The sequence below is a fragment of the Streptococcus sp. CF7_Ac1-12 genome (assembly GCF_024295905.1).
Classification (GTDB): Bacteria; Bacillota; Bacilli; order Lactobacillales; family Streptococcaceae; genus Streptococcus; species Streptococcus mitis_AP.
In genome coordinates, this window is sequence record NZ_JANCPG010000003.1 from 77,568 (window position 1) to 89,268 (window position 11,701).

At 36.7% G+C, this 11,701-nt stretch carries 11 protein-coding genes and 2 pseudogenes; 2 read left to right on the forward strand and 11 right to left on the reverse strand.

Annotated elements, in window-relative coordinates:
- Positions 1-3 precede the first annotated feature (3 nt).
- From NMM17_RS02425 to NMM17_RS02475, 11 genes and pseudogenes are all read right to left on the reverse strand, one after another.
- Entirely contained in the window at positions 4-315 is a 312-nt protein-coding gene (locus NMM17_RS02425; RefSeq protein WP_000420554.1) for a hypothetical protein, read from the reverse strand.
- A gap of 119 nt (positions 316-434) precedes the next feature.
- Entirely contained in the window at positions 435-2,177 is a 1,743-nt protein-coding gene (locus tag NMM17_RS02430) for a glycoside hydrolase family 13 protein (protein WP_254753769.1), read from the reverse strand.
- 176 nt (positions 2,178-2,353) lie between these two features.
- Positions 2,354-2,845, reverse strand: coding sequence for a phosphoribosylanthranilate isomerase (locus NMM17_RS02435; RefSeq protein ID WP_254753770.1), 492 nt, complete (start codon positions 2,843-2,845; stop codon positions 2,354-2,356).
- Positions 2,846-2,908: 63 nt separating this feature from the next.
- Complete coding sequence (locus tag NMM17_RS02440) at positions 2,909-3,790, reverse strand: diacylglycerol kinase family protein (RefSeq protein WP_254753771.1); 882 nt, start codon at positions 3,788-3,790, stop codon at positions 2,909-2,911.
- Positions 3,791-3,899: 109 nt separating this feature from the next.
- The gene (locus NMM17_RS02445) at positions 3,900-4,754 is read right to left on the reverse strand and encodes an ADP-ribosylglycohydrolase family protein (protein ID WP_254753772.1); all 855 of its coding nucleotides are present in this window, start codon (positions 4,752-4,754) and stop codon (positions 3,900-3,902) included.
- 40 nt (positions 4,755-4,794) lie between these two features.
- Positions 4,795-5,412: an SAP domain-containing protein gene (locus NMM17_RS02450; RefSeq protein ID WP_000573124.1), complete on the reverse strand. Its 618-nt coding sequence runs from the start codon at positions 5,410-5,412 to the stop codon at positions 4,795-4,797.
- Positions 5,413-5,511: 99 nt separating this feature from the next.
- A pseudogene (locus tag NMM17_RS02455) lies at positions 5,512-5,639 on the reverse strand (ADP-ribosylglycohydrolase).
- A 157-nt stretch (positions 5,640-5,796) separates the two neighbouring features.
- On the reverse strand, positions 5,797-6,267 hold the full coding sequence (locus NMM17_RS02460; protein WP_000638311.1) for a hypothetical protein: 471 nt from the start codon (positions 6,265-6,267) through the stop codon (positions 5,797-5,799).
- A 134-nt stretch (positions 6,268-6,401) separates the two neighbouring features.
- On the reverse strand, positions 6,402-7,292 hold the full coding sequence (locus NMM17_RS02465) for a hypothetical protein (RefSeq protein WP_142358751.1): 891 nt from the start codon (positions 7,290-7,292) through the stop codon (positions 6,402-6,404).
- Between the two features lie 129 nt (positions 7,293-7,421).
- Entirely contained in the window at positions 7,422-8,039 is a 618-nt protein-coding gene (locus tag NMM17_RS02470; protein ID WP_254753773.1) for a hypothetical protein, read from the reverse strand.
- A gap of 191 nt (positions 8,040-8,230) precedes the next feature.
- Positions 8,231-8,797, reverse strand: coding sequence for a hypothetical protein (locus NMM17_RS02475; protein ID WP_023947696.1), 567 nt, complete (start codon positions 8,795-8,797; stop codon positions 8,231-8,233).
- A gap of 180 nt (positions 8,798-8,977) precedes the next feature.
- Between NMM17_RS02475 and NMM17_RS02480 the strand changes: the two are divergent.
- Positions 8,978-9,268 (forward strand): annotated as a pseudogene (locus NMM17_RS02480) (conjugal transfer protein); the annotation flags it as partial.
- Complete coding sequence (locus NMM17_RS02485; protein ID WP_254753774.1) at positions 9,252-11,699, forward strand: ATP-binding protein; 2,448 nt, start codon at positions 9,252-9,254, stop codon at positions 11,697-11,699. The pseudogene NMM17_RS02480 and the gene NMM17_RS02485, both read left to right, overlap by 17 nt.
- Positions 11,700-11,701: the final 2 nt, after the last annotated feature.

The window sequence follows — 11,701 nt, forward strand, 5'->3', positions numbered from 1 at the left end:
TCTCTACTTAATACTATGCTTATTCATCTTTTGTTCAAAGATAGTTGTGATAATCTGACGTAATTCTTCGCGTTCTTTTTCTGGAATTTCGCCACCTGTTTGAGCTGCAGCGTAGAGTTCAGGGTGTTCAATTGAAATGCGTTTAATCGTACGTGTCGTAGCATGTTTTCTGACGAAAAATGGGATTCGCTTAATCAAATCTTGTGGTACTAGTGCAAGAATTTTCTCAGCAGTTTCCTTGTCACTAATCTTAGACGTCGTAAGCCCCTTCTTAATCATTTCTTGTTCTTTTTCTGTAAAATCTTTTAATTCCATTCGATTAGTCCTCCTATTTTCTCTCAGTTAAATTATATATCATTTGTAGCAAGACGACAAATAGTCTGTTTGTAAAATGCTCTCTATATTACAATTTTACTGTCACTTTTAATTGCTCTTTAATGAAAAATCACAAATCCATTTGGAGAGATGACAAGCTGATTTTCCAATTCTTGGCAATTGCTTGCTAGTGCTACTACTTCTTTCTCTAAAAGATAATCATCTTTTGATTGATTAAAGATGGCTTTAAGGACCCGGCCTTCGTATGTCCATTCCAAGGCAACTACATTTTGTTTGATTTCTTTTAGGCTGTACTTGCCTTGCGAAATGATTGCTGACGCGTGTTTGCGAATCTTGATTAGCTTCTTCATGAAATTCAACATATCATTGTCACTTGATACTCGTTCCCAAGGCATACAACGACGACAATCCGGGTCTGGTCCTCCGGTCAAGGCTAGCTCGGTTCCATAATAGATGCAGGGTGTTCCTTTTTGTAAAAAGAGAAAGGCTAGGGCTGATTTAACCAGTTGAACGTCTTCATTCGCCGTCCACAAGATTCGTTCTGTATCATGCGAATCCAATAGATTAAACATAACCTCTGAAATCTGCTGTTTGTAATACATAGATTGGCCATTGATTTCATTGATGAACTGGTCTGTCTTCTTAACACCTCGTAAGAAATACTCTTTGATGCTATCAGATAAAGGATAATTCATGACCGCATGGAACTCATCTCCATTTAGCCAAGGCTGAGCCGTATGCCAGACTTCTCCTAAAATATAAAGTTCAGGCTTTTTAGCTAAAACTTCCTTTCGAAAATACTTCCAGAACTGATGGTCAATCTCATTAGCCACATCCAAACGCCAAGCATCAATATCAAACTCTTCAATCCAATAAGTCGCAACCTTTAAAAGATAGTCCTTGACCTCTGAATTGGCCGTATTTAGTTTAGGCATATAGTTCTCGAAACCAAAAGCGTGATAAGGTAGTTCCCTCTTATTAGCAAGCTTATCAGTCATCACTGGGAATTGTTGGATATGGAACCAATCTTTATAAGCAGATTGCTCACCATTTTCGACAACATCTTGCCATTGAGGAGATTGCGAACCAATATGATTAAATACAGCATCCAGCATGATTTTCATACCTCGCTGATGCGCTTGCTCGACCAGCTCCCGAAATGTCTCCTTATCTCCAAAATGACGGTCAATTTCAAAGTACTCTGTCGTATTGTACTTATGATTGCTCGTAGATTCAAAGATAGGACAAAGATAAAGTCCAGTAATGCCCAAATCTTGCAAGTAATCCAGATGGTAAATAATCCCCTGTAAATCACCACCAAAGAAATCATCACTCTGAGGTGTGATAGATGAATCCCAGTCTAAAATTCCTTCTGTGTTTAATCGAGCATTTCCATTGGCAAAGCGTTCTGGGAAAATCTGATACCATACCGTATTTGAAACCCAATCAGGAACTTGGCATGCATCAATCTCATGAAGATAGGGCAACTTAAATCCATTTCCAATAGCATGAAGATTTTCTAGAGAATTGTCCACACACCCTTTATCGCCATACAAAATACTTTGATCTTCTGTATCCTTGAGTTCAAAGAGATACTGGATACGTGCAAAGTCAACTGACACTTCAACCTGCCAATAATCAAATAAGGCATCAGAAGTTATCTTGGCCATTTCTTTTGTATCCTGATAAAAATCCTCCATAAAGATAAAAGGGTCCCCATAATGCAAGTTGATGCTCTCAATATCATCTTTCTTGGTCCGGATACGAATGTGCACTGTCTTATCCTTATAAAGATAGGCATACTCCGACTCAGGCCTATGGTAAATGGCTGTTAATTCCATTGTATCTGTCTCCTAGTTTACTTTTATCCGTATACAACGCAAACGTTTTCACAATTGTTAATCTAGTATACTACTTTCGTATTTTATTTGCAAGTTTTGTCCATAGTTTCGAGTGGTTTGGTTCTATAAATAAAAAAGCAGCCAGTCTTACAACTTACTACTTTTCAAATGATGATTTACAAATGTCTTTCTAGCCACTCAATTTTTTTAAAATCCTTATTGTTATTGTGCTCATTTCGATAAGAATCTTGGGAAGAAGCCTTGTAAATACTTAAATACTGTTCTAGGTTTGGAACACGAAACGTGATGTCATCGAGATGAATCAGCTCAATATCGGATTCCGAAATATCCGAAAAATCAGGTAAAGAATCGATACTTCCGAATTCAACACTCAGACCATCTTTTTTGAATTCATGCTCATGAATATCTATTAAGGCATAGCCTAAGTGTTTCATCACTTTCATTATCTTGTCCCACTCATAAATTCTGAGATGATCAGGTGCTTCCCAACCTCTAGGATCACCAGGCACATGAATGTCAATGTCAGACGGCCCCCATTCTTCATTTGAACGGTATTCAAAACCCAAAGACCCCATGAGCGTCGGAGTGATTCCGACTTGGTTTAAATGAGAACAAATTGTTCGAAATTCATCAAATAGAGAATTCATTCCTCCTCCAATCGTTGATATGAGACTTTATTTCTCTGTGAGAGATAAACTAATTTTTACCTTCTACTCTTTCGGTTTTGAAAATACTTCTACTCGCTGAGCTAGGACTTTGATTTCTACAGGTAGATTATCCGATTTATCACCGTCAACATCTGACTCCAATTCACTATCTGAAGAGATCTGAATATTACGCGCTCTGATATACTCAATATTATCATTACCGACAACATCTCCTTTTAGTAAATCAGGAATGACGGATAATTTAGAGAATATAGATGCATCTTTTAGAATCAAAATATTGGCATAGCCGTCCTTGTTTTCTTCAAAGATTTTCTTATCAGCGAAGTAATTTGTCAAGAGAACCAAAACATGGCTAGCTTCACCAACATAATTTCCATTTTCTGTCTCAACCTTAATGTTAAAGACCTGATCTGTCATGACAGACTTCATGGTATTTACAGCATAGGCTAAAATACCGAATTTTGTCTTGTCCTCGATTTCAACATTGTGAATCGCCTCAGGCAGAGAACCGATACTAAAGATATAACCAAAATAGTTATCATTTGATTTACCGATATCAATCTTATTGGTTAAGTTGAAATCCAGTTCATCAATCGCACCATCAATGTCTTGATTGATTTCCAACAGTTTCGTAATGAGGTTACCCGTCCCACCTGGGATAATCCCTAACTTAGGAATGTAGTCTCTCTCAGCAATACCCGAAATGACTTCGTTGACAGTCCCATCTCCACCAAACACAACCACTGCATCGTACTGCTCACGAGAAGCTTCTTCAGCAAAATGTGTTGCATCCAGCGCCTTTTCGGTAATTTTGGTTTCCACGTGCTCAAAGTATTCTTTTGCTTTATTCTCCAGCTTTTCTTTGTAATCCAAAGCCTTTTCGCCACCAGAAGTAGGGTTGATAATTACCATTGCTTTTTTCATTAATGTTCTCCTTAATATTCGTTAAAAATATATATCTCATTATATGAAACTAAACGTATCCCTATTATACTACGAAAATACAGAAAAGAGAAATCTGACGTACTGGAGATTAATACGCTTTTATTCTATTTTCCCATCGTATAACTACATCCTTTAAGGATTCATCCAAGTAAGAAAAGGCCTTATCCTTTATCCAGTCAGGAATACCGTATGCCGCCTCGGCTATGCTACCAGTAATTGCAGCGAGAGTATCACTGTCGCCACCAAGTGAGATGGCATTTCTTATCGCATCTTCGAAGTCTCTACTTTCTAGAAATGCAATAATGGCCTGTGGTACGGTATCCTGGCACGTTTCATTGAAACGGTATGTAGGACGGATTTCATCTAAAGTTTGAGATAGATTGTAGCCGTATTCCTGCTCAATATAATCCTTAATCCGTCTTTTACACTCTGTAGGATTGTCATTGATTGGTTGCTCATAATCTCCGCAATAACCTCCAAAGTAATAACGACACAGAAAGATAGCATCAGCTGTAGCCATTGCACCTTTGATACCTTCTGGATGATTATGAGTTACCTCTGCAGAAAGACTCGCAAATTCCCTAGATGATGGCCACATTCCGGTTCTCGCACAAAAACCACAGTCCATTGTCCAAGCACATGGAGAAACACGCATAGCCGAACCATTCCCAAAGCTATTATAAGGCTCACGGTTATCGCTGTTTAGCCATGCATTAAACCGAGCACCATAATCAGCATCAGGATACATTCTACCATATTTCTCCATAGCATCAATGAAGTCGTCTTTTTGTCCCCCATTCATAATCGCCTCTGCAACAGCACAGGTCATAACCGTGTCATCTGTAAAAAAGCAATCCTTCCGAAATAAAGGAAAGTCCTTCGTTTTGATATTGTTCCATTCGTAAACAGAACCGATAATATCTCCGATAATTGCTCCTAGCATAAGATTTCTCCTCGTGAACTATTGGTTTAGACTGATTTTTCTACTTCCCATACTCTTTTATTTTATCAGCATATTCAGTCAAAAGATTCTTTGAATAAATTTTTTCAGCTTTTGAATTTCTAACTTCTTTCCAAAGAATAGAAGCTACTTTTAACTTGTTTGAGTAGTTACGACTATTTTCGTCTACACAGAAATCCTTTAAAAATTGATTCCATTGACAAACCGAATGATCATACTTGGCATAATCTGAATTTCCATAATAGACTTTTAGCATATCTTGGATTGTAAAACTCAAATCATTTTCTCTTTTTACTTTTCTCCAAGCTGTAGCCATATCAGCAGTAAATTTAAATGGCGAAACATCTGTTAAAGTTGAGAAATATTCTCTAAAGTGTGCATTAAAGGAGAATCCACATTCAAGCAAGGGTGTGTCCAAGGTAACGACTTCTACTCGTTTCTTTTTATTTTTTATTGATGATTTTTTAATAAAATTCCCCTGAAAGTACTGCTCAATAATATGATTGAGTTCTTGTTTAGTACCTCTATATTCTAATCCTAATGACTTACATAGTTGTGAAAGTTCATCACGATACCAATAATATTTATTAAACTCATCAAATGATACGATTTTATCAAACTCAGGTCTGCTCTCTATCAATATAACACCTCCTTAAAACCAGTTTAGGTTTTCACCTTAAAAGAGTACTTTACTGTTTGCCATTTTTCATACTTAGGACACCAGATCACAATCACACACTCAGCGATTCGGACTTACCATATCATCCGTAAAAAAACAATCCTCACGAAATAAAGAAAAATCTTCGTTTTGATATTGTTCCATTAGTAAACTGAACCTACAATATCTCCAACTATTGCTCCTAGCATCCGTTTCCTCCTTGTAAGATATCGGGAATTTGACCATCAACTATAGTTTTTAAATTATCTATTAACGAATTTTTTATAATTTATAGGTATTCATCTAATCAAATTATAATTAAATAACTTTTTTGATTCCATTATGTACTACATCTTCCTATTATACCTAAAACGGAAGTACACCAGCCATCAGCCCTTGAGCAATAAAACATCTATTATTTTGAAAATCTGAAAAATAGGTATCGCTTATAAAACTATATAAGCTATCAACGGGTCTATTGTACCAATCCTTGTAAACATAGTCCATATTATATATCAATAAAGCTTGTCCATCTTGACTATAGCCCTTGAAAGTTATCGAAAAGGCATCTCTATAACCAATAACTTTATCATTCTTATTTGAATTATTCCCCTTTCTATATTTCTCAAAATCAATAAGTAGCGTATATTTCATAAGTTTAGATAAGGCTTTTTCGGATAGTTTCTGACTATGTTCAAAAACGATCATTCCAGTATTCCCACACTCTTGGTAGGATAGTTCAGAGTTCATCAGATTACACTCAAAATAACCAAAAATTTCACAACCACAATGAATAATAAATTCAATTTTAGAAAAATATTCCTTAGTCCATATCATCTTATCTCTCCATTCCTAACTATGCTAGGATAAATTGTTTAAAAGTCGTCAATCAACTTTTAGTGGAATAAATTTTACTTTTAGATATAATGCTAAATTACTCCTAATTTATCTATTAAAATTATATGAAAATTTTATGTATTAAACCAAACTGACAAATCGTCATCAGATACAAAATACTTCCAAGCAACTGTAAATCCATAGAGTTCTTTATATTTTTCAATCCATTCTACATAATATGGAAGTCCAACGGGAGTTTCAGAGACTTCCTGTTCTAGATAAGAATATGGATGAGCCACAATACCTAAATCAATATTATAGACTTGCCAATTATAACCCTCTTTATGCTCACCACCTAAATTATCTATTAATCTTGAACTTCTTAAATCAATATCTGAGCAGATTGTCAACGATTTAAACTTTTCAAAATCTGGATTGAGAGGTTTTATGTAATAAGAAGCTTCCACATAGTATTCTTCATCATTATTTGGATAATGTGCGCCAATGGAAATTTTTATGGGGGAACCATTAAGCTCTAACCAAAAGTTTCCGATTGGCGTTTTTAGGATATCATAAGCTTGCTTTGAGTTTACTATATTTTTAGCTTCTGATAAATCGCAGATAACTCCTTCACTTAATAGACTATTTTGAGTTTCTAAAATTTTTTTGTTTATAGTAGATAGTTTTCGTTCTACTTTTTTTATTTTTTCAAGAGGAAATGGCGGTTTATTGGCTTGTCTCTTGAAAACTTCAGTAACTTGTGCTTCTTTTAAATGAGATTTGTTCCCAACAGGAACTTCTATCCAATCAAATTTCTCTATTGACTCATCAGGACAATAATACACATATTCTTTGTCATTCGGAAAGAATCGAACATTACAAAAATTCAATTCTTTACTTGGTTTCCATAACAACTCTGGTTCTAGGGGTCTTTTTTTAAAATAGTGTGTTTCATCACTATCCCAAAAATCTTTATACATCCATAAATTACAATAGGGGCAAAAATATTCATCATAATCGTCCAAATAACATTGATTAGCACCACATGTCTTACATATAGAATCTTCATCAATAAAACCCTCAAGTTTAACACCATTAACATACAGAGCGTAATCATCCTCTGGTTCATAAACAGTTGTCTCAACGGAATGTGGCTAACAACTCAACCAATCATCAAGTGGCAAAGAATTGATACTATAAATAGTAACTTCATCCCACCTCTCTTTTAGCGATTTACCATCATAAATCCTTGCTTCAAAAAGTTCATCAGCTGTTCGAAATCTTCTACCATCAGGTAAGTCACATAGACCCGCCCAATATGGCAAGAGCTCATTTTCTGAATAACCAATATAGCATATAAAATCCTGATTATCCTTCTCAAAAGAAGAAACTTTAGGGACAGAATTTTGATTTATTTCCTGAGGAATACCTAAAGATACAGATTCCATTTTAAATGAAAAATATCCATTGACGAGTTGAAACTGAATATCATCGTCGTCCATCAGTATTTCAGAGATCCACCACTTGGAAAGGCCATCCATATCTTCCATTAAGAAATCATGCACTCCCTTACACTTTAAATCCCAAATAAGGGAAGGCGAATTGGTATTATTAGTTGTAGTAAAATCTTCCTCAATGGTTAACAAAATGGATTTTTCCTGACTATCATAAGAGAATGATCCAATTAAAAAATCGTGAAAGAAACCGTGTTTTTTCAAATAGTCCGAAATTTCGATAAATTGGGTTAAATACTGTTTACGTTGAGTCCACATACAAACCTCTCAATTTTTATTAACTATAGAATTTAGGTAATTGTAAATAAGGTGACTAAGGAATACAAGTCACAGACTTTTCAGACACACAAGAAAAAGTCTTAACTTCAAATATTTTCATAATCTCTTTCGTTACAAGGTTTTGACGCTTTTACTAGCAAAGGTACATACTCACAAGGAACTTTGGTTGGCTATTGAATCTCTCCCACCTCTTCTTTAACATATCCTTCTACATCTTCAATCTCTACAAATATTGGGTCTAAGTGACACAAGAAATGCCAATCTTCGCTCCCTTTTTTTCTGTAAAGAATCGCTTCACCATCTTCACTTCCGAAAAAGCTTCTGTCGATTTCATATCCTCGGCTTTCTAAGAAGTCTTTTGCTTTACAATAGTTCGTTTCTCTTGTTTCGACATAGGCTTTAACTTCATAGTTGTTAACGACATATGCATCGATTTTTGAATAGCCTTCGATTACTTTTTCGTTTGGTTCGGATAGATTCGAGATTTCTTTCCAAATAATGTCTACATCTTCCTTAGAGTCAAACATAAATTTAGAAAAAGGTACAATGTTTCCGTTATAGATAATTTCCATATAGTCTGGTAGGTTTGTAGGATTAAAATACTCCACTTCAAATCCATCTTCTGTTTCTAAAGTATATCCAGGGATTTGTGCTACAAAAGTTTTCCCATCTTCTATGGAATCAAATGTGACTAAATCTTTAGAATAATCATTTTGGTACAATTCCAATATAACCATCGATAATCTCTCCATTTCCATTATCAGGCTAATGTAAATAAGCACGTCACCTGACCAATTCAGGCTCTCTGTATCATCTCGTCATATTTCCTACTTACTTTACGAGTCCTATACCATGGGCGGAGCATCTACTTCTACTTCGCTGATGCCTCAGCTCGTACAAGCAGTGATACCGCCTCAACATGGTTTGTCGTGTCACTCTTTGCAGTGATGATACTTGGCAACTTGCCCCCTCTTTCCATGATAGAGGGAGCATTTCTCAAATACTTTGGGATTCCTGTGGCTTTCACATGGTTTATGTCTACAAAAACTTTTGATGGTAAAAAGCCTTATGGATTTTTGAAGTCTGTCATTGCTTATGCACTGCGACCAAAGCTGACCTATGCAGGAAAAAAAGTAACGCTTGGCAGAAACCAGCCACAAGAAGCCATTACAGCAGTTAGGAGTGAATTTTATGGCATATCCAATTAAATACATTGAAAACAATCTCGTCTGGAATAAAGACGGGGAATGTTATGCTTACTATGAGCTTGTTCCTTACAATTACTCATTTCTAAGTCCAGAACAGAAAATACAAGTGCATGATTCTTTCAGACAGCTTATCGCACAAAATCGTGATGGCAAAATTCATGCTTTACAAATCAGTACAGAATCCAGCATACGTTCTGCACAAGAGCGTTCCAAAAATGAAGTCACTGGCAAGCTCAAAGCGGTTGCCTATGACAAAATCGACCAACAGACAGACGCTTTAATATCCATGATTGGCGAAAATCAAGTGAACTACCGTTTCTTTATCGGCTTTAAGTTGCTTCTCAACGATCAGGAGTTTTCTATGAAAAGTCTTACCGTTGAAGCAAAAAATGCTTTGTCTGATTTTGTCTATGATGTGAACCATAAGCTGATGGGCGATTTTGTTAGTATGAGTAATGATGAAATCCTGCGTTTTCAGAAGATGGAAAAGCTCTTAGAAAATAAAATCTCTCGTCGTTTCAAAATCCGCAGGTTAGATAAGGACGACTTCGGCTATCTGATTGAACACCTTTACGGACAGACAGGCACTGCCTATGAAGAGTATGAGTACCATCTATCAAAGAAAAAGCTGGATAATGAAACGCTGATTAAATACTATGACTTGATTAAGCCTACTCGCTGTTTGGTGGAAGAAAAACAGCGATATTTGAAAATCCAGCAGGAAGATGAAACCGTCTATGTAGCTTACTTTACCATTAACAGCATTGTCGGAGAACTGGACTTCCCGTCCTCTGAAATCTTCTACTACCAGCAACAGCAATTTACATTCCCGATTGATACGTCAATGAATGTGGAAATTGTAGCGAATCGTAAAGCCCTATCTACTGTCCGCAATAAAAAGAAAGAACTGAAAGACTTGGATAACCACGCTTGGCAAAGTGATAATGAAACCAGCTCCAATGTGGCGGAAGCTCTGGAAAGTGTGAATGAGCTGGAAACCAATTTAGACCAAAGCAAGGAATCTATGTACAAGCTGTCTTATGTGGTAAGGGTATCAGCAAATGATCTTGACGAACTCAAACGTCGTTGTAATGAAGTGAAAGATTTTTATGACGATTTAAGCGTAAAACTGGTACGACCATTTGGGGATATGCTCGGCTTACATGAAGAATTTTTACCTGCCAGCAAGCGTTATATGAATGATTATATTCAATACGTGACCTCTGATTTCCTCGCTGGTTTAGGTTTTGGTGCTACTCAAATGCTGGGGGAAAATGAGGGGATTTATGTTGGCTACAGCTTAGATACTGGACGCAATGTCTATCTGAAACCTGCTCTTGCCAGTCAAGGGGTTAAGGGTTCAGTAACCAATGCGTTAGCGTCGGCTTTTGTTGGTTCGCTGGGTGGTGGTAAATCCTTTGCGAATAACCTTATCGTCTATTATGCGGTGCTTTATGGGGCACAAGCAGTGATTGTAGACCCAAAAGCAGAACGTGGCAGATGGAAAGAAACCTTGCCAGAGATTTCCCATAAAATCAATATCGTCACTCTGACTTCTGATGAGAAAAACAAAGGCTTACTTGACCCTTATGTGATTATGAAAAATCCCAAAGATTCTGAATCACTGGCTATTGATATTCTGACATTCCTTACGGGGATTTCCTCTCGTGATGGGGAACGCTTCCCAATCCTTAGAAAAGCCATTCGTGCAGTAACCAATAGTGAAGTACGAGGGTTGATGAAAGTGATTGAGGAATTACGGGTTGAGAATACGCCACTAAGTACCAGTATAGCCGACCATATCGAAAGTTTTACAGACTATGACTTTGCACATTTATTATTCAGTAATGGTTATGTGGAGCAGTCTATCAGCTTAGAAAAACAACTGAACATTATACAGGTTGCGGACTTGGTACTTCCCGACAAGGAAACTTCCTTTGAGGAATATACCACTATGGAGCTTTTATCCGTTGCTATGCTGATTGTCATTAGTACCTTTGCTTTAGACTTTATCCATACAGACCGAAGCATTTTCAAGATTGTAGATTTAGACGAAGCATGGAGCTTTTTACAGGTAGCACAAGGAAAAACACTATCTATGAAGCTGGTTCGGGCTGGTCGTGCTATGAACGCTGGGGTATATTTCGTGACCCAAAATACAGACGACCTCTTAGATGAAAAACTGAAAAATAACCTCGGCTTAAAATTTGCATTTCGTTCCACTGACCTTAACGAGATTAAAAAGACCTTAGCCTTTTTTGGTGTAGACCCAGAGGACGAAAACAATCAGAAGCGATTGCGTGATTTGGAAAACGGGCAATGCCTTATCAGTGATTTATATGGTCGTGTCGGTGTGATACAGTTCCACCCTGTATTTGAAGAACTGCTCCATGCCTTTGATACCAGACCACCTGTGCGAAAAGAGGTGTAAAT

What these genes read in the sequence shown, in the direction of transcription:
- NMM17_RS02425 (WP_000420554.1), bottom strand. Translation starts at nt 315, where the DNA reads ATGGAATTAAAAGATTTTACAGAAAAAGAACAAGAAATGATTAAGAAG.
- NMM17_RS02430 (WP_254753769.1), bottom strand. Translation starts at nt 2,177, where the DNA reads ATGGAATTAACAGCCATTTACCATAGGCCTGAGTCGGAGTATGCCTAT.
- NMM17_RS02435 (WP_254753770.1), bottom strand. Translation starts at nt 2,845, where the DNA reads ATGAATTCTCTATTTGATGAATTTCGAACAATTTGTTCTCATTTAAAC.
- NMM17_RS02440 (WP_254753771.1), bottom strand. Translation starts at nt 3,790, where the DNA reads ATGAAAAAAGCAATGGTAATTATCAACCCTACTTCTGGTGGCGAAAAG.
- NMM17_RS02445 (WP_254753772.1), bottom strand. Translation starts at nt 4,754, where the DNA reads ATGCTAGGAGCAATTATCGGAGATATTATCGGTTCTGTTTACGAATGG.
- NMM17_RS02460 (WP_000638311.1), bottom strand. Translation starts at nt 6,267, where the DNA reads ATGATATGGACTAAGGAATATTTTTCTAAAATTGAATTTATTATTCAT.
- NMM17_RS02470 (WP_254753773.1), bottom strand. Translation starts at nt 8,039, where the DNA reads ATGTGGACTCAACGTAAACAGTATTTAACCCAATTTATCGAAATTTCG.
- NMM17_RS02475 (WP_023947696.1), bottom strand. Translation starts at nt 8,797, where the DNA reads ATGGTTATATTGGAATTGTACCAAAATGATTATTCTAAAGATTTAGTC.
- NMM17_RS02485 (WP_254753774.1), top strand. Translation starts at nt 9,252, where the DNA reads ATGGCATATCCAATTAAATACATTGAAAACAATCTCGTCTGGAATAAA.